Source organism: Streptomyces himalayensis subsp. himalayensis, from assembly GCF_013778455.1.
GTDB classification, from domain to species: domain Bacteria; phylum Actinomycetota; class Actinomycetes; order Streptomycetales; family Streptomycetaceae; genus Streptomyces; species Streptomyces himalayensis.
The window spans coordinates 20,382-36,783 of sequence record NZ_JACEHE010000055.1 but is presented as its reverse complement, the minus strand read 5'-3'; the positions used below and the strand labels follow the sequence as shown (position 1 = coordinate 36,783).

Sequence of the window (16,402 nt, the reverse complement as noted above, 5' to 3'; positions counted from 1 at the left end):
ACACGGCAGGCACCGGCCCGGAGTATCGGAGAGCAAGATCCGCATCGTCTGACGTTATCCTCCGACACCCGCGCCGAACCATGGCCTTTCTCGCCGCGCGGTCCCCTCCGCCTGGCTGTTCCTGGTGGCCCTGCCCATACGAAATCGAACGGCGACAGGGCTGGGTGCTGTCGGAAGTGTTGAACAACTGCTGCCAATCTCGTGGACAAAAGCCACATGGATCTGCTCGAGCAGCAGGTCCGCCGCGCCCTGCAGCGACCGCCCCGCAAAGCGGTGGACCTCGCTGCCCAGGATCGCCCCGCCTGCGCTGCAGCTGACCACCGCCCGGACCTTCACCCCTTTCAGAGAGGGATACTGCTCGTGCGGTGGTGGCGCTCGGTCCGGGTGGCCGGCGCCGTTGTCCGTCCGCATGAGGTACCAGGCGGCGCGCGGGTGTTGCCCGCGGCCTGGGCGGATAACTGCTCCCCGCCCTTGGCGGCCTCCGCGTCGGCGAAGCGGATGTCCCACTCGTCATCGCCGGGCGGCGGGGCTGCGCGGTCGCCGCGCTTGGGGCTCACGCGGCGGCTCCCTCAGCCCGACCTGCCGGCGGTAGGGCCACATACGGTGCGGAACCGTTCCCGCCCCGCCTCAATACTCGCTTCCCACAGCCCCGCGGTGTCACCGGACACCGAGAACCACTGGAGCCCATGCTCCTGTGCACGGAAGCCGCCGCCGACCACGTTCTGGTCCAGCATCCCCATCGCGGTAAGCGCTGCATGGCCGCAGGACACCGCCTCATCGGCGCTCCCGGAGCCGTTGGCCAGCAGGGCGTAACGCAGGACGAGGGCGGCGAAGAAGGTGTAGGTGCCGGCGACGTCGGTGACCTCCTCGTCGCCCGGCTGCAGCTCGGGGAACCGCTCCAGCACACGTACGCGCTCCGCAGCGTCGGAGAGCGGGCGGTCGGCATGCCAGAGGTCACGTACGGACTCCACGTAGAAATCCACGTCCGCTTCCCTGCCTGCTACGCCAACCCGCAGTCCCACAAACAGTGGCGCCATGCGTTCGGCGCAGGCGGCTACGTACAGACGGACCGCCTCTCCGTCCCCGCCGCGCAGTGTCTGCGTGACGGCCTCTTCCACCAACGTCCCCACGGCTCCACCTCTCCTGTAAGCCGTCCGTAAAGGCGACATGCTCGCAGGAGGCGGGCGCGTTCGAGCGCCTGGGGTGCCAGCACCGCAACGGGCCAACGCTCTGCAGGCCACCTCCAGCGCTCACCCGGGCCAATTGGAACGCTCACGGGCCATCTACGGCGCCCAGTCACACTCGTGTGACTGGGCACGCTAGTTGGCCGCTCTGAGCATCCAAGTTGGCCGCAGAAGTCAGGCGTCGAAGTGACGGCGGGCGGCCTCGATGTGACCGAGGTACCGGCGGGTCCAGCCGCACATCCCGTCGACTGTCGCTCGCAGAGCCTGGCCCGGCTCAGTGAGGGTGTACTCGACCCGCGGTGGGACAGTGGGATGCACGGTGCGCTCGACCAGGCCGTTGCGCTCCAGCATGCGCAGGTTCTGGGTGAGCATCTTGTGGCTGATGCCCTCGATCTCGTTCCGCAGCTCACTGAAGCGCAGGGTGCGATCACCGAGACCCTCGACGATGAGGAACGCCCACTTGTTGGCGACGTCGGAGAAGATCTCCCGCGCCAAGGAGTCCGCACGCGCCAGGTCTGCATCCTCGGGCGAGCCTGTGAACTGCGTGGTCACCATAAGGTTCTCCAGTCACTGAAAAGTGCGTTCTTCCACGTCAGCGACCACTCTCTTACAGTTCCTGAGTAACCACAAGAGACCAAGAGCGTCTCGGTCGGGACGCGAGCCCACAGGCGCTCAGGACGAGGAGACAGGCACCATGGCCATCACCTTTGTGAACCCCAGCGGATTGCCCAAGATCGACGTCTACCGGCAGGTGTCGATCGCATCCGGGTCGAGGCTGGTCTTCATCGCCGGGCAGGTCGCCTGGGACGCCGAGGGAGTCACGATCGGCGAAGGCGACCTCGCCGCCCAGGTCGAGCAAAGCTATCTCAACGTCGGCACCGCCCTGGCCGAGGTCGGTGGCTCCTTCGACGACGTGGCGAAGCTGACCTTCTACGTCGTCGACTGGACCCCCGACAAGATGCCGCCGCTCCTGGAAGGGATCTCCCGGGCAGCCGCGAAGCTGGGGGTCACCCCGGCCCCGCCCACCACGCTGATAGGCGTTGCGGCACTGGACGTCCCCGACCACCTGGTCGAGATCGAAGCCACCGCGATCCTCGACTGAAAAGATGCCCTTCGCTCACTGAGCGCCGACGTGGCCAATTACGGCGCTCGATGCCAACTAGCGTCCGTCCTCAGTCACATCACGCGGCGGCCGTACGGCCAGCTGACCCCGCTCGGCGCATTCCGTCACCTCGGGAGCCTCATTTCGTCGGCTTCCCGCCTCGCCTGGCAGTGGTCCAGGCCGCACTCGTCCTTGGCGATCCGGAAGCACACCTCTGCCGCGCCCCCGCGGTCTTGACCAGGTCCTTCCGGCGCGAGGCAACAGGGCCGCAGCAGACGTAGCCGCATTTAGTTTCAAACGATACCGTATCGAGTGAATGGATGGCTGTAATGTGGCTTCATGACCGCCGACGTTTCACACAGAGCCACCGCCTCGCGTGCGACCGACCGCCCCGGGGATGAATCGCCTTTCGCTCTCGGCTTGCTGCTGCGCCGGGCGCACTGGCACGCGGCCGCGGTGATGACGGAGGCGCTCCGGCCGCTGGGCATCGAGCTGCGGCATTTCGCCGTGCTGATCGTGCTGGTCAACCGCGGGCCCACGGTGCAGCGGGACTTGGCGGCGGCGACGGGGACGGACAAGGCGGGAATCATGCGGGTCGTGGACGACCTGGAGCGTAAGGGGCTGGCCGTACGCAGGACCGTTCCGGGGGACCGGCGGGTGCGGGCAGTGGAGATCACGCCTCAGGGCATCGAGCTTTTCGATGCAGCTCATGTGGCGGCGGAGCCGCTGGCTGAGCGTCTGGTTGCCGAACTGGGGCCCGGCGAGCCCGAGCAGCTGACGGATCTGCTGACCCGGCTTGCCCATCCCGCAGGCGGTGAGGCGTAAGCGCGCCCGCGCACCGGTTGCCTGCCGCGTGGGCGCGCTTCGTCTCATGCGGCTTACGCGGCGAACCCTGCCTTGAAAGCTGCGGCCATCGTCGCTACGCGCCGGCCCTGGCTGCGGGCTGCGGGCTGCGGGCTGCGGGCTGCGGGCTGCGGGCTGCGGGCTGCGGCCAGGGCTTCGTCGTCGACGGGGACCGAGCCGTCCGCACGGCTACCGCGCCGCATACCTGGCCGGCGGTGTGCTCTTCACTGTCGACCGCATCGCCGTCGTGTCGATGCGCTGCCCGTCGGCAGGCCGAACGCCCTGGCCGCCACCAGCGCCGGGCCACCGGCCCCCAGGGACAGAGCACCACCGTCACCGCCGGAGAGGGCGCAGGCTACGAGGACGCCGTGTGACGTCCTGGGTCGAGACGTCACACGGCGTCTACGGCCCGGCGGTTACGCGGCTAGGCGCTCCGCGAGTTCCTTGGCCTTGGTGGTCGCGTCCTCGAAGGCGCGCTCGCGAGAGGCCTCGTAGAGGGGGACCAGTTCGGACATGGCCGGGTTGCGGGGGGCCATGGTGAGTTCCGGGACGATGAAGTCGAGATCCAGGCCGAGCGTGCGCTTCAGGACGGCCTCCAGGTAGTTCTGCACGAACTCGAAGCCCTCGCGCGGCGTGCCCGGCGCGTAGGAGCCGCCTCGGCTGGCGATGACGGTGACCGGGGTGCCCTGGGCGGAGGGGTTCTCGCCCGCGGTGCGGCCGAGCAGGAGCACGTTGTCCAGCCACGCCTTGAGGGTCGAGGGGATCGAGAAGTTGTGCATGGGGGCGCCGATCAGGACGGCGTCCGCCTGCTCCAGTTCCTCGATGAGCTTCACGCGCTCGGCGAACGCGGTGGCATGCTCCGGGGTGCGCTCGGACGGGACGGTGTACCCGGCGGACCAGGCCGCGGCGGTGATGTGCGGGACGGGGTTGGCGGCGAGGTCGCGGTAGATCACCGTGCCCTCCGGGTGCTGCTCCTCCCAGGCCTTGCGGAAGGCGGCCGCGACCGAACGGGACGAGGACGCCTCGCCGGGGAGCACGGACGAGTCGATGTGCAGCAGCGTGGCCATGGACTTTCTCCAAAGAAGCGGGGACCGAGGCGGGGAGCCAAGGGCTGAGGATTCGTACTCGGCGATAGTTAAACACAAGATGGTATTGAATGATACCGTCGCGAGTGTAATGATAGGAGGCGCGTTGAGCAGATAGAGAGGCAGGCGATCATGGACGTGTATGAGGCCGTCACGAGCCGACGGGCAGTGCGCGGATTCACCGACCGACCTGTCCCCAGGGAGGTGCTGGAGCGCGTGCTGTCCGCCGCGGCCTGGTCGCCGTCCGCATCGAACATCCAGCCGTGGCACGCCTACGTGCTGACCGGCGCGCCGCTGGCCGAGGTCAAGAAGCTCGCCGGGGAGCGCCTGGCCGCAGGCGACCCCTGGGACGAGCCGGAGTACGAGCAGTACCCGCCCGCACTGAAGTTCCCGTACTGCGAGCGCCGATCCGCCTTCGGCGAGCAGCGCTACGGCGCACTCGGTATCCCGCGCGGGGACATAGAGGCGCGCCAGAGGGCCTCTTCCGCGAACTGGGACTGCTTCGGGGCGCCCGCCGCCCTGTTCTGCTATATCGACCGCGACATGGGCCCGGCCCAATGGGCCGACGTCGGCATGTATCTGCAGACCGTCATGCTGCTGCTCCGCGCCGAAGGGCTGCACAGCTGCCCGCAGATGGCATGGGCGAAGTATCGCAAGACCGTCGCGGAGGTCCTGTCACCCCCCGACGAGCTCATCCTCTTCTGCGGCATGTCGATCGGGTTCGAGGACGTCACGGTGGATTACAGCCGTACGGCCCGGGCGCCGCTCGAAGAGACAGTCACGTTCGTCGAGGGTTAGCTAGTAGTCAACCCCCGACAAGCTCCGCAGCTGGAAAGCCGGCACATCCGCCGGAGGTGACCGATCCGCGCTGTCCGGTCCGGGCGGCTCCGTAGACCGCTACGCACCCATGGAGGCTTCACCATGTCGAGCAATGAGCCGACGAGCGCAGAGCAGGGACCACGGTCCGAAGCGTGGAAGACGGCGCTGACCCTGCTGCAGACGGCACAGCCGCCGTCCATCCCAGAGGGGGCCGAGGTGATGACCGTCCTCATCGAATTTCCCCCGGGCGACCCGGGCACCCCTCCGCACCGGCACTCCGGTCCCGCATTCGGATACATGCTCGAGGGGGAGATGCTCTTTGAGCTCGAAGGTGAGCCGGAGCGCGTGGTCAAGGCCGGAGAGACGTTCTGGGAGCCGGGCGGCGACGTCATCCACTATCAGGACGGGAACAACCGAACGGATTCCTGGAGCCGTTTCCTCGTGACGATGATGTGCGCGCCGGGTCAGCCCATGCTGACCCTGGTCGACGACGAGGAGCTGGCCCAGCGCAAGGACCGGCGGGCTCCGCGCCCTGCCTGACCGCGGCGGTGCCGTCCGCCCGCGGACCGCGGGCTGGCCCACGTCACGGTCAAGAAGAAATCTTCGACTATTGCCGAAATATGAAATGAAGAACGGGTGCCGACTCCTCTTCGGATTCGCTGCCGACCCCTTTCCCTCCTCAGTGCGCCATCGAGGCTCCAGAGAGTCCCACGGTGGTGCACGACGAAAGGTGACCATGAAGATCGCAGTTATCGGCGGTACCGGCCTGATCGGATCGAAGGTCGTGAAGAACCTGAACGCGGCCGGCCACGAGGCCGTGCCGCACTCGCAGTCCACAGGGGTCGACGTGATCACCGGCAAGGGCCTGGAGGAGGCCGTGGCCGGTGCCGACGTCGTCGTCAACCTGACGAACTCCCCGACCTTCGACGACGCCTCTCCGGCGTTCTTCCAGACCTCGATGGACAACCTTCTGGCCGCCGGCCAGCAGGGCGGGGTGGGGCACGTCGTCATCCTGTCGATCGTCGGCGCGGAACAGGTGCCCGAGCTCGACTACTACCGGGCCAAGGTCCTCCAGGAAGACATCCTCAAGGCCGGGCCGATCCCCTACTCGATCGTCCGTGCCACCCAGTTCATGGAGTTCATCGACGCCGTCCTGTCCTGGACCACCGAGGGCGACACCGTCCGCCTGCCTGCTACTCCGATCCAGCCGATCGCCGCGCAGGACGTCGCCGACGCCGTCGCCGAAGTCGCTGCCGGCACCCCACTGAACGGCACCCTCAACATCGGCGGGCCCGACGTCTTCACTCTCGACGAACTCGGTCGGATCACCCTGTCCCACAAGGGCGACAACCGCACCGTCGTCACCGACCCCACCGCCGGCATGTTCGCCGTCGTCAAGGGTGACGTCCTCACCGACAAGGACGCTCACCTTGCCCCCACCCGCTACACCGACTGGCTCTCCTGACCCGCTCGCGCCCTCTCAGAAGCCATCCGTCTTGGGCCGCCCGCCCACAGCGGGCGGCCCAGAACAGGGAGCACCTCGTGGTACCTCAACACGTCTTCGGATGGCGCCTGGCGTGGGTCCGGGCGGCCGAAGCGCCGGGAGGAACAGCGCAGGCGGGGTACGAACCGGGGCCTCGGCGGTGGCCTGTCCCGAGGGCGCCCCCGCCATCTGCTCCTGGGGCAGCCGGTCGAAGTGGACCTCGATGGCGGGGACGAGCCACTCCATCAGTTCCTCGAAGTCGAGTGAGGCCAGCGGCTCCACCGCGAGGACGTAGACCAGCATGACCAGGCCGGCCAGTTGCGCGGACACCAGGAACGTGAACGCCGGTGTCCGCTCGGTCTCCTCGGGGGCGATCCGGCCCAGGCACGACGCGAAGGCCGCCTCGATCTGGTCGCGGAACCCCTTGGCGGTCGCCTCGTCCGACAGGCTGGTCCGGTAGACGGCGACCAGCGCGGGGCGGGTCGACTCGTCCTCCCAGAAAGAGAGGAACGTCCGGGCGATCCACTCCCCCGGAGTTCCTTGTCATCACCCACGGCGAGCCAGGGCTTGGCTCTCTGCGGTCTGCGCGCCTGAGACGCCATGCGCTTACCGTGCTCGGCTGGCTGGCGGTGTCACAGATCGGGTGGCCGCCCGATCCTAGCTGCGAAATCAATCCGATTCAGTGCCGTGGCGAGAAAGGCTGATCATCATGAGGGGTACCGGTCGTGGGCCAGTCTCATGGGCACGCATTGGCTTCAGCGGGGGCGACTCGGCGAGTGGTCGTGGCGATGAGACGCGCGACAAGGGGACGCGTCCCCAGTCATCGAGCCGGCCGCCCGAGGACCCGGCATCGGCGGGCTTGCGCGCCCTTCCCCGTCCCGTGGCCGCGGTGGTGGGCGCCGGTGGCGTGTTCGGAGCGGCACATGTCGGTGTCGGGTACGCGCTGGAGCAGCGCGGATTCGTCCCGGACATGATCATCGGAACCTCGGTGGGTGCCCTCAACGGGGCCATCGCGGCCGCCCACCCCGACAGGGCCGCGCCGTGGCTGGACAACGTGTGGAGCCAGTTGCATCGCCGTGAGGTGTATCCGCTCGGCTACCTGTCCTCACGTGCCAGCGTCTTCACCGATCGCGGCCTGCGTCGACTGATCACCCGGGCCGGGCTGCCGTCGCGGATCGAGCAGCTGGCGGTCCCGTTCACGGCGGTGGCCATGGACCTGGTCACCGGCGCTCCGGCGCTGCTCGACCACGGAGACCTCGAGTCCGCGCTGCTGGCAAGCACAGCCATTCCCGGGATCCTGCCCCCGGTAGATCGTGAGGGCCGGACGCTCGTCGACGGCGGGGTCATCGCCTATGTCCCGGTACTGGCGGCCCAGCAGGCCGGGGCCGCCAGCGTGGTGGTGCTGTCGACCGGGCCGGAGAGCTCGGCGTTGAGCCCCGTCGTCCCGCGCCGACGTGCCGGTGCGATCGCCGCCAGGGCCGGGCTGTTGCTGCTGCACCATCAGATCGAGCGTGACCCGCACGAGGTGTCCCAGCACATCCCGACCGTCGTGCTCCCCACCGGCATCGAGGCCTGGCCCGCCCCGTGGGACTTCGGCCATTCCCAGCGGCTGATCAGCACCGCGTCGCTCACGGCGGGGCGCTTTCTCGACGGGCTGCGCATCAGCGGGCCGGGCCTGTATCGGGTCAACGGCCCTTCGGCGACATCCGCCGGCCCGGGCGAGGCGCCTTCCATATTGGAGGCCGGTCTGTGAGTACCATCGCGTTCCTCAACATCGGCATGCACGGGCGCGTCAACCCGACGCTGCCGGTCGTGGCCGAGCTTGTCCGGCGCGGCCACGCCGTCACGTACCACACCTCACCCGCGTTCCGTGAGGAGATCGAGGCCGCCGGCGCGACCGTGTGCCTCTACCCCGGGGGCGACCAGCCGCTCCCCGATCCGCCGACGCCGGTCACGCTGGTGGAGGGGCTCGCGCGCACCGCCGTCGGCTTGGTGCCCGCCGTGCTCACCGACCTGCGCCGTGTCCGGCCCGACCTGATCGTCCACGACAACGCCTGTTTGTGGGGTGCAGTCGCCGCTCGCGAACTCGGGGTGCCGGCGGCGTCGTCGTTCACCACGTTCGCATTCAACCGGCATGTGCCCAGCCCCACCCGCGGCTCCTGGGACCTGCTGGCCGCGGCTGCGGCTCGGCCCCGCAGCCTCCAGGGCTACCTGCGGTCGCGCTGGGAGCTGCACCGCCGCTTCGACACGCGTGGGTTGCCCCTGCTCGACCTGGGGAACATCCGCCAGCCGCTCAATCTGGTCTACACCTCGCGGGAGTTCCAGCCCGCCGTCGAGGACTTCGACCAGTCCTACCGGTTCGTCGGCCCGAGCATCGGCGCCCGACCGGTCGACCCGTCGTTCCCGGCCGACCGGCTCCAGGACCTGGTGCTGTACGCCTCGTTGGGCACGGTGTTCAACGCCGACCCGCAGCTGCTGCGCAGTCTCGCCACCGAGCTCGCCCCGCTGGGCGGCACCGTGATCGTCTCCACCGGACAGACCGATCCCGACGCACTGGGTCCGTTGCCGGCCAACGTGCTCACCCGCCGCTTCGTGCCGCAACCAGAGGTGCTGGCCCGCGCGGCGCTGTTCGTCACCCATGGCGGGATGAACAGCGTCAACGAGGCCATGCACGCCGGGGTACCGATGTTGGTGGTCCCGCAGGGCGCCGACCAGCCGATGGTCGCCCGGCGGGTCGTCGAGCTCGGCGCCGGCCTGTCGATCCGTACCCAGGACGTCGCCAGCGGCTCCGTGCGTGCCCTCGCCCGGCGCCTGCTTCACGACCCCGGGTTCCGGGCAGCCGCGGCCACCCTGAAGGTCGCCCAGCACAAGGCGGGGGGATATCAGCGCGCCGCCGACGAACTCGAGCGGTACCTGCAAGCGGCCGGCTCAGTCCGACAGTCGGCTCCCGTCGATCCGTCACAGCGAGGCTGAGTGATGTCACCCGTCGTCGTTGTCCTGCTGCTGTTCGCCGGGCTGTCGGAGGCCGCCGGGCGCATCGTCCCTCTGGTAGCGCGCCGGCCCGGCATGTCCCGGACTTTTGTGGCCGGGTTGCTGCTGCCCGCCGGCCTCGTCGAGGGTGCTGTGTTCGCGCTGTGGCCGCTGACCGCCTTGACCCTGTCCGAGCTGGTGCTGTCCTCTCCACCGCCAGGCGCCGGGTTGGAGTGGACACCAAGCCTGGTCGCCCCGCTGGTGCTCGCTGCCGTCCTTGCATTCCCGTTGCTCGGGCCCCTGCTCCACCTGCTGCTCCTTGTGGGCGTCGGGGCCGGTCTGGCCGGCCCGCTCGGGGCGGCGACCGGGCTCGGCTGGTGGGGCGCCGCCGGTTGCGTGGCCGTCGCTGGGGCCGGTCTTGGTGTTGCTGTAGAGGCCGTTCGCCGTCTGGTCGTGAGGATCAGTGCGACGCGGGCACCGGAGCCGATCGCATGAACGATGTCCTGCTCTGGGTCTGCGCGCTGGGGCCGGTTCTGCTCGCCGAAGGACTGCTGGCCCGCTACGAGGTCCTGGCCTACAGCGCCGGCTGGCGGGCCCCTGTCACCGAGCTCCCGGAGGGCGTGCCCTATGCCCGGGGTGCGGCCCCTGACAGCCCCCCGGATGCCTACCTGGTCTACCTGGACGGCATCGGCAAACGCCGCTTCCGCGACACCCGGGACGGCGGCCAGCTGGTCAAGGCCGTGATCGCCGGAGCGCCGGAGCTGCGGGTGCTGGGTCAGGTGCAGCCCTACTCGCCGCTGGCCGACCCGCTCGCCGATCGGCCGGTGTGGGCGTGGCTGCGCCGTCACATCGGGCTGCTGCTCTTCCTGCACAACGTCATGCAGATCTTCGTCGCCGCCGACCACCGATACCGCCCCCTGTACAACCGGGCCGTCGGCTCCCAGATCGCCACGCAGCTCCGGCTCGCCGGCTACCAGCCCGACAGCGGTATCCCCGTGGTGCTGCTCAGCTACAGCGGCGGCGCCCAGGTCGCCACCGGCGCGGTTGACGAACTGCACACCCAGCTGCGCTCTCCACTCATAGTGATCACACTCGGTGGATTCCACAACGGCGCCAACGACCTCACCCATGCCGAGCATGTGTATCAACTCACCAGTGCGAGCGACCGGATTGAGCGGGTCGGCACCTGGATCTTCCCTCAGCAGTGGCGGCTGTTCCGCCGTAGCGGATGGAACCGCGCCGAGCGCGCCGGAAAGATCACCGTGCATCGGCTCGACCCGGCCACTCACCTCGGGCCGCGCAGCTACATCAGCCCGGAGGCCCAGCTGCCCGATGGCCGCAGCTACCTCGACCGCACCACCGACACCGTGATCGCGCTCATCCGCGCCCGCCACGGCGCGACCGCGGCGACGGACGACCCGTTGCCATGAGGGCCTCGGCCAAAGCGCGCAGCGCAGGGTCGGGCATGCTTGGCGCGAAATCGACCCTATCGGGCGTCTCGGCCGCGACGTCGTCGGCCGAATTACTCGCGGAGAGGGCAATGACCAACGGAGTCGGGAGCCCTTGCCCGAACAACGCCGCCGCACGCCCCGTTGCCGCGGCCCGCGGGAGGCGGCCCTCACGGGGTGGCGGCCGCCGCCCGGGACAGAGCAGCACCCGGACCCAGATCCTCACGACCGCGCTCGAACTCCTCGACACCAAGGGCTATTCGGGCGCCACGATGCGCGGGATCGCCCAGCAGGCGCAGGTGGACCCGGCGCTGATCCACCACTTCTTCAATAACAAGGACGGCCTCTTCCAGGATGCCGTTTCCTCCCGGATCGACATGTCCACCCTCTTCGACTCCCCCACGAACGAGGAGGCGGAGGCCGGGCTGAAGAACGGTTGATGGGCCACATCGTCGTCACGCGCCACTGCCACAGCAACGAGCACCATCTGCACTGGTCACGCTTCCTACGACGCAGCCAGGCCCGAACCCGCCAGCGGCTCGCCGAGGCGGGGCGAACGTCATCGTCGCCCGACCGCGACAAGGAGGCCGCCCAGGCTCAGGCCGGCGCCCTGGAGGCGGGTGGCGGGTCGGCACTGGCCGCCGTCGCCGACGTCACCGGCCCCGGGCGGTGGCCGCCCTGGCCGACACCGCTGTGGAGCGGTTCGGCGCGCTCGACTCTGGGTCAACAACGCGGGCGGCGACCCCTCCAGTCCCCTGATGGACATCACCGACGAGCAGTGGGACCGCCTCCTGCAGCTCGATCTCCGGGGCAGCTTCACCGGCGCCCGCGAGGCGGCACGCCGCATGATCGACCCGGAGCGCCCCGGAGTCAGTCATCATCAACATCAGTTCGGGGGCCGCTGGAGGCGACCTGGCCTCCTGTACGACGTCCGTCGGCCGGACCCGCGCGTCCGGCCGACGGCCCGTGCGCTCCACGGCACGCGGTGCGACCGCCCGGCTTGCTGTCGGCCTGTGCAGCAGAGCATCGTTGACATAGCCAGGCCGGACAGGACACGACGATGAAGTCCCATGAGCCGCCGGGGCAGCGCCATCCGCTGCCGTCCGGCACCGTCCTCGACACAGCCCCCGCGGTCGTGGTCGCGGACGCCGACAGCCGCATCACCCACTGGAGCGAAGGTGCCCGGGCGCTCTGGGGGCACACTGCGCCAGAGATCGTCGGCAGACCGCTCGCCGATCTGTTCACCGGGGCGGAGGGCGGATCCCGGCATCGCGACGGCCGTCTGCTGACTGCCCAGGTGCACGTGGTTCCCTGTCGCAGGACGAAGGGAAAGCCGGTTTCCTGCTCATGGCGCGTCCGGACGCGGCTCAGGCCACTTCGTCATCCTCTCGATCATCGGCGCGGACCAGGTGCCGGAGCTGGACTACTACCGGGCCGAGGTGCTCCAGGAGACCATCCTCGCGGCCGGGCCGATCCCCTACTCGATCGTCCGAGCGACGCAGTTCATGGAGTTCATGGACGCAGTCCCGTCCTGGACCGCCGACGGCGACACGGTCCCCGGTTGCCCGCCACGCCGATCCAGCCGATCGCCTCCAAGGACGTGGCCAGCGCGGTGGCGGAAGTCGCGGCGGGCGCCCCGCTGAATGGCATTCGCAACAACGCGGGCCCCGAGATCTTCTCCCTGGATGAACTGGGCCGGATCACCCTGTCCCGCAAGAGCGACAACGGCACCGTCGTCACCGACCCCACTGCCGGCATGTTCGCCGTCGTCAAGGGTGACGTCCTCACCGACAAGGACGCTCACCTCGCCCCCACCCGCTACACCGACTGGCTCTCCTGACTCGCTCGCGCCCTCTCAGGCGCGCAGACCGCAGAGAGCCAAGCCCTGGCCGTCGTGGGTGATGCGGCTGATCACAACCCGGGTTCAAACACGGTTTCTCACCCTCAACCTCGCGTCGGTTCCAACGCTGCCCCGTCTGTGATTCTGCGAACCCACGCGCTTCCAACCGTTCCAAGGGCGACCAGGGGCCGGACGAGTGGCAGCCTCCGTCCAAGACGTACTGGTGCACCTATGCGCGGGCATATGGAGCCGGTGACCTGCCGCTGGGTGCAGTGTGAACTCACCGTCGCGATGGCCCTCTACAGCCGGTGCATCACAGCACTGCGGCTCACCCCGATGTCGACGCAGTCGGTGGACGTGGCGGGCGTGCTTTTCGAGGCGGTCCGGCCACGTGCGCGGCGCGTCCCTGCAGCAGGGCCCTTCCGTGTCCCGCGGACTCCTGCCAGGTCCGCTGGTCACACATCCATCCTGTGCCTCTGCCCCCGCGTCCCGGCCCGGCAAAGGACCTCGACGCCCGGGCCGATAGTCCCCAAGTGCTGGTGCGTGACGTGCAGGGCGCGGGGCTGCGCGTGCTCGCTGCGGGCGTTGTCACGGGCGCAGCTGCTGTCCCCGGCTGGACGACCGGTTCGGGCTGCGATGGGCGGCGGGCGATCGACACGAGCCGGCACCGACCAGGCCGGCCATCTCCTCGCCCGGATGAAGAGTCCACACCGACACCATCACGGAAGCCGTCGCCTCGGACGTGAGTACAGAGGCAGGCGCCGCAGCGGCCGAGGAAGCCGCCGTCCATATCGTTCAGGACGAACGACTCGAGCACGAAAGCGACGGACCACCAGATCGCTGATCAAACCCAGTGGCCCACGGGCGACGGGCAGCCGACGTGGACGGCACCCTGCCTGCGACATGTCCTGCGCGCAGGACATTGAGATGATCCCCGACCCCGCCCTCACCTGGCGGCCGAACTGGAGACTGCGTCGCCTCAGCGCCCTGATGCGGCAGGAACAAGTCGTGTTGCCCGAAGCCGCGGAGACCTGGAGAGAACCAAGGCCGCCCTGCCCCATCCAACCTCGACGTGCAACCGCCAGCCGACCGCGCGTCAGCCAGCTGGCGCCAGGTCTTCCTGCGCGGCGAGCCACTCACGGCGCGCATACGCGCGCACTGTGTCACGCTGCTCAACCGTATCCGGTCCAGCCTTTAGGGACTAACGACCCGGCGGTCGAGGACCTTTGCCGTGCTCGGCCGCGGGGGCAGGCGCGCAGGATGGATGTGCGCCCGGCGGACCTGGCAGGAATCCGCGGGGCAGGGAAGGGCCCTGCTGCAGGGACCCGCGCCGCGTACTCCCCCTCCGCTGCGGCGTGGATGCAGGGCCTGGCCTCGTCGGGAGAAGCGGCTTTTACCCCCCGTGTCGTTTCTCCCGTCTCGATGGGACGGGCACCCCGGCGCCTTCGCGGCGCCGGGGTCCTCCAATTCAGGCGGGGACGGTGTCCCGCCACGTGGTGTAGCCGATCAAGCAAGCGGAACACCCAGGTCGCGGCTCTGATTGCCTTTGCCAGTGGCCCTGTTGGGGCTCACGGAGCCGGTACCGGCTGCGGACGTCGGCCGTCGGCCGACGCAAACGGGCCTGGGGCGTATGGGCGCCCGCATGCTCCGCAACACCTTCCGCGGGCGGCCAGGTCCGGACCCCAACGCAACCGAACTGCTCACCGGCGCGGACTCGTTCACCGGCGGTTGGCGGCAGGGAACGCTCACCAACCTCCTCAACCCGAAGATGGGCGCCTTCTACGTCGCCGTCCTGCCGCAGTTCATCCCCGCCGGCACCAGTCACCTCGCCGTGGTCGTCCTGACCGGCTGGACCTGTCACGACATAGGCCGTGGTGCCGTGGACCGCGATGCCGTTCTCCACCACCTGCCCATCGAGGTGGAGCGCATGCACCTTGCCGCGGCTGTCGACGTATCCCACCGTGCTGGTGGTTCCCAGGTCGTCACCGATTCCCGCGATTCCTCCGGTGGTGAACCAGATGTTGCCCTGACCGTCGAAGGCGCTGTTGAGCAGCTTTTCGCCCTGGCCGAGGACTCCCTGGGACGCCAGGTCGATGTCTCGCTTCACCGTGATCACGGGCTTGCCCGTTTCGTCGTGGCGTTGCAGGACGTATATGTGTCCCTGCTTAGAACCGACCAGGATTTCCCCGTTGGCCTTCTGGTACATGTACGTGGTGTTGAGAGTCTGGCCTACGGGAGCGGCCCAGCTGGACTCCACCTCCAGGGTCTCGGGATCCACTGCGGCGATCCGGTACACGGGTGTGCCGGACGACGTGTCCGTATAGCCGGAGGTAAGCCGACCATCGGGAAGCCACAGCATCATGCCGAGCTTCACGGCCGCGGTCGTCACCTCGGTGCCGGAACCGAGGTGGCCTGGATAGCCGACGGCCTTCGTGTTTCCGCTGTCGTCGTGCATGGTCGAGACCTGCGGATCGAACAACGGCGCTCGGCGTAGCGGTTGCGGTTCGACGGCGCTTCCGATGAAATCCGCGCCGGCTGTCGTGTCTTGCGAACTCGGGATGGAGGGCTGCGTCGTTCCGCCGGGAGACAAGGCGACCCCCATTCTTGCTGCGCTCATGACAATCACAAGGCTGGTGGTGAGGATGAGAGAGAGTCGATGACGCATCGGGATGGATGCCTTTCGGGGTGGGAGTGCCGTCGGAAGGCATCAGGGAGCAACTGAAGGGTGGCGCTGAGCCGTACGAGACCGCACCGACGGCATGCGAAGAAGGGCTGTGTGTCGGACTGGGCTCGGACGATCACAGGAGGCGGCGGTGCCTCTCCGAGCCTGCGGCTCAGCGACAGTCGATGTCGGACACCGCGTGGGCGTGCACACCGATCAGCGCCAGCTGGAAGCTGGTGTGCTGGACGATGTCGTGACGCGGCATGAGAAGAAGAGTGCGTGATCTTGGGGCGCCAGGCAATGGCGTACCGGATTACAAGACGATAGGTCTCTCGATTCGGCCGCCGCCGGGTGCGGGCACGCAAGAGTGGGACACCAGGGCCTTTTGTTGCTCATAGGGCGTACACAACCCGGAGTTGTTCTGGAGGCGCTGCCTTCATGCGCCAACCGCCCTCCGGCTACCCGAATGGAACCCCGCCCCGAACCCCTGTTCCTCGATCATGTCCCAAGACCGGAAAGATAACGGCCTCTGAGCGTGCCGGGTGTGTGCGGCGGGCTGGGGGTGTGAGGGATCGGCTGGGGGTGTGAACGACCTGCCCTCATCTGCCGGGCGCGCACCCTTTCCGCGTAAGTGAGGCGGTTGTTGGCTGTGTCCAACAGGTTGATGCTCCGGGCCATTGGGCCGCGGTGAAGAATCGTTTCCGCGCAGCGTGGTCGGTGCTTCGCGAGCAGGCTGCACGGCGCGGTAGGGGAGTGATTTCTGTGATCAACATCGCTGTTGAGGGCGGCCCTGAGGGGATTGGCCGGGTCTGCGAGATCGACGCTCCGGTTGTGCCGGAGCGGTGGACGGTGGCCTATTACGGGCGGCATCACCACTTCGAGCGGACGGGAGCCGTCGTGCGGGTGGCTGGGGTGGATGTGCCGTTATTCCGGTTCAGCTACAGCACGGCGATCGCGGAGTAGGGG

18 protein-coding genes and 3 pseudogenes are annotated in these 16,402 nt (G+C 68.8%); 15 read left to right on the top strand and 6 right to left on the bottom strand.

Annotated features, from left to right (window positions below):
- Positions 1 to 341: 341 nt before the first annotated feature.
- The 3 genes from H1D24_RS40215 to H1D24_RS40205 all read right to left on the bottom strand — a co-directional run bounded on the left by H1D24_RS40215 (position 342) and on the right by H1D24_RS40205 (position 1,739).
- Positions 342 to 557 carry a hypothetical protein gene (locus H1D24_RS40215; RefSeq protein ID WP_181662724.1) on the bottom strand — a complete coding sequence of 72 codons (216 nt, stop codon included), beginning with the start codon at positions 555 to 557 and terminating at the stop codon, positions 342 to 344.
- A gap of 12 nt (positions 558 to 569) precedes the next feature.
- Positions 570 to 1,130: a hypothetical protein gene (locus tag H1D24_RS40210; RefSeq protein ID WP_181662723.1), complete on the bottom strand. Its 561-nt coding sequence runs from the start codon at positions 1,128 to 1,130 to the stop codon at positions 570 to 572.
- A gap of 228 nt (positions 1,131 to 1,358) precedes the next feature.
- A complete protein-coding gene (locus H1D24_RS40205; RefSeq protein WP_181662722.1) occupies positions 1,359 to 1,739 on the bottom strand; it encodes a winged helix-turn-helix transcriptional regulator in 381 nt (126 codons plus the stop codon).
- A 139-nt stretch (positions 1,740 to 1,878) separates the two neighbouring features.
- Here H1D24_RS40205 and H1D24_RS40200 point away from each other — a divergent pair, with 139 nt between their 5' ends.
- Both H1D24_RS40200 and H1D24_RS40195 read left to right on the top strand, forming a co-directional pair.
- Positions 1,879 to 2,286: a RidA family protein gene (locus H1D24_RS40200; RefSeq protein ID WP_181662721.1), complete on the top strand. Its 408-nt coding sequence runs from the start codon at positions 1,879 to 1,881 to the stop codon at positions 2,284 to 2,286.
- A gap of 339 nt (positions 2,287 to 2,625) precedes the next feature.
- A complete protein-coding gene (locus H1D24_RS40195; RefSeq protein ID WP_181662720.1) occupies positions 2,626 to 3,111 on the top strand; it encodes a MarR family winged helix-turn-helix transcriptional regulator in 486 nt (161 codons plus the stop codon).
- A 434-nt stretch (positions 3,112 to 3,545) separates the two neighbouring features.
- Here H1D24_RS40195 and H1D24_RS40190 read toward each other — a convergent pair whose 3' ends face one another.
- On the bottom strand, positions 3,546 to 4,196 hold the full coding sequence (locus H1D24_RS40190; RefSeq protein WP_181662719.1) for an FMN-dependent NADH-azoreductase: 651 nt from the start codon (positions 4,194 to 4,196) through the stop codon (positions 3,546 to 3,548).
- 150 nt (positions 4,197 to 4,346) lie between these two features.
- Here H1D24_RS40190 and H1D24_RS40185 point away from each other — a divergent pair, with 150 nt between their 5' ends.
- The 3 genes from H1D24_RS40185 to H1D24_RS40175 all read left to right on the top strand — a co-directional run bounded on the left by H1D24_RS40185 (position 4,347) and on the right by H1D24_RS40175 (position 6,498).
- Positions 4,347 to 5,012, top strand: coding sequence for a nitroreductase (locus H1D24_RS40185; protein ID WP_181662718.1), 666 nt, complete (start codon positions 4,347 to 4,349; stop codon positions 5,010 to 5,012).
- A 123-nt stretch (positions 5,013 to 5,135) separates the two neighbouring features.
- The gene (locus tag H1D24_RS40180; RefSeq protein ID WP_181662717.1) at positions 5,136 to 5,573 is read left to right on the top strand and encodes a cupin domain-containing protein; all 438 of its coding nucleotides are present in this window, start codon (positions 5,136 to 5,138) and stop codon (positions 5,571 to 5,573) included.
- Between the two features lie 196 nt (positions 5,574 to 5,769).
- Positions 5,770 to 6,498, top strand: a complete 729-nt coding sequence (locus H1D24_RS40175) for an SDR family oxidoreductase (RefSeq protein WP_181662716.1) — start codon at positions 5,770 to 5,772, stop codon at positions 6,496 to 6,498.
- Between the two features lie 15 nt (positions 6,499 to 6,513).
- Here the strand turns inward: H1D24_RS40175 and H1D24_RS40170 are convergent, their stop codons facing one another.
- Entirely contained in the window at positions 6,514 to 7,038 is a 525-nt protein-coding gene (locus H1D24_RS40170) for a TetR/AcrR family transcriptional regulator (protein ID WP_181662727.1), read from the bottom strand.
- Between the two features lie 337 nt (positions 7,039 to 7,375).
- On the opposite strand from H1D24_RS40170, the gene H1D24_RS40165 reads away from it, so the two are divergent.
- The 9 genes and pseudogenes from H1D24_RS40165 (at position 7,376) to H1D24_RS41945 (ending at position 13,618) form a co-directional block, all read left to right on the top strand.
- Positions 7,376 to 8,269 (top strand): patatin-like phospholipase family protein, encoded by an 894-nt coding sequence (locus tag H1D24_RS40165; protein ID WP_258564709.1) that lies wholly within the window; start codon positions 7,376 to 7,378, stop codon positions 8,267 to 8,269.
- Entirely contained in the window at positions 8,266 to 9,489 is a 1,224-nt protein-coding gene (locus H1D24_RS40160; protein ID WP_181662714.1) for a macrolide family glycosyltransferase, read from the top strand. Before H1D24_RS40165 ends, H1D24_RS40160 begins: the two co-directional genes overlap by 4 nt.
- A gap of 3 nt (positions 9,490 to 9,492) precedes the next feature.
- Positions 9,493 to 9,981: a hypothetical protein gene (locus H1D24_RS40155; protein ID WP_181662713.1), complete on the top strand. Its 489-nt coding sequence runs from the start codon at positions 9,493 to 9,495 to the stop codon at positions 9,979 to 9,981.
- A complete protein-coding gene (locus H1D24_RS40150; protein WP_181662712.1) occupies positions 9,978 to 10,916 on the top strand; it encodes a hypothetical protein in 939 nt (312 codons plus the stop codon). The genes H1D24_RS40155 and H1D24_RS40150 overlap by 4 nt, the downstream gene beginning before the upstream one ends.
- Positions 10,917 to 11,026: 110 nt before the next feature.
- Positions 11,027 to 11,374: a TetR/AcrR family transcriptional regulator gene (locus tag H1D24_RS40145; RefSeq protein WP_181662711.1), complete on the top strand. Its 348-nt coding sequence runs from the start codon at positions 11,027 to 11,029 to the stop codon at positions 11,372 to 11,374.
- Positions 11,375 to 11,994: 620 nt separating this feature from the next.
- A pseudogene (locus tag H1D24_RS44335) lies at positions 11,995 to 12,255 on the top strand (PAS domain S-box protein); the annotation flags it as partial.
- Between the two features lie 43 nt (positions 12,256 to 12,298).
- Positions 12,299 to 12,774, top strand: a pseudogene (locus tag H1D24_RS43345) (SDR family oxidoreductase); the annotation flags it as partial.
- A gap of 158 nt (positions 12,775 to 12,932) precedes the next feature.
- Positions 12,933 to 13,019, top strand: a pseudogene (locus tag H1D24_RS43340) (HNH endonuclease); the annotation flags it as partial.
- Positions 13,020 to 13,492: 473 nt separating this feature from the next.
- Positions 13,493 to 13,618 carry a DUF5709 domain-containing protein gene (locus tag H1D24_RS41945; protein WP_374064742.1) on the top strand — a complete coding sequence of 42 codons (126 nt, stop codon included), beginning with the start codon at positions 13,493 to 13,495 and terminating at the stop codon, positions 13,616 to 13,618.
- 624 nt (positions 13,619 to 14,242) lie between these two features.
- Here H1D24_RS41945 and H1D24_RS40135 read toward each other — a convergent pair.
- A complete protein-coding gene (locus H1D24_RS40135; RefSeq protein WP_181662709.1) occupies positions 14,243 to 15,439 on the bottom strand; it encodes an SMP-30/gluconolactonase/LRE family protein in 1,197 nt (398 codons plus the stop codon).
- A gap of 759 nt (positions 15,440 to 16,198) precedes the next feature.
- Here H1D24_RS40135 and H1D24_RS43875 point away from each other — a divergent pair.
- The gene (locus H1D24_RS43875; protein ID WP_181662708.1) at positions 16,199 to 16,399 is read left to right on the top strand and encodes a DUF5988 family protein; all 201 of its coding nucleotides are present in this window, start codon (positions 16,199 to 16,201) and stop codon (positions 16,397 to 16,399) included.
- Positions 16,400 to 16,402: the final 3 nt, after the last annotated feature.

Coding starts and splice junctions, on each gene's coding strand:
- H1D24_RS40145 (WP_181662711.1), top strand. CDS start 11,027: ATGACCAACGGAGTCGGGAGCCCTTGCCCGAACAACGCCGCCGCACGC.
- H1D24_RS40185 (WP_181662718.1), top strand. CDS start 4,347: ATGGACGTGTATGAGGCCGTCACGAGCCGACGGGCAGTGCGCGGATTC.
- H1D24_RS40200 (WP_181662721.1), top strand. CDS start 1,879: ATGGCCATCACCTTTGTGAACCCCAGCGGATTGCCCAAGATCGACGTC.
- H1D24_RS40190 (WP_181662719.1), bottom strand. CDS start 4,196: ATGGCCACGCTGCTGCACATCGACTCGTCCGTGCTCCCCGGCGAGGCG.
- H1D24_RS40205 (WP_181662722.1), bottom strand. CDS start 1,739: ATGGTGACCACGCAGTTCACAGGCTCGCCCGAGGATGCAGACCTGGCG.
- H1D24_RS40175 (WP_181662716.1), top strand. CDS start 5,770: ATGAAGATCGCAGTTATCGGCGGTACCGGCCTGATCGGATCGAAGGTC.
- H1D24_RS40150 (WP_181662712.1), top strand. CDS start 9,978: ATGAACGATGTCCTGCTCTGGGTCTGCGCGCTGGGGCCGGTTCTGCTC.
- H1D24_RS40195 (WP_181662720.1), top strand. CDS start 2,626: ATGACCGCCGACGTTTCACACAGAGCCACCGCCTCGCGTGCGACCGAC.
- H1D24_RS40180 (WP_181662717.1), top strand. CDS start 5,136: ATGTCGAGCAATGAGCCGACGAGCGCAGAGCAGGGACCACGGTCCGAA.
- H1D24_RS40135 (WP_181662709.1), bottom strand. CDS start 15,439: ATGCGTCATCGACTCTCTCTCATCCTCACCACCAGCCTTGTGATTGTC.
- H1D24_RS40155 (WP_181662713.1), top strand. CDS start 9,493: ATGTCACCCGTCGTCGTTGTCCTGCTGCTGTTCGCCGGGCTGTCGGAG.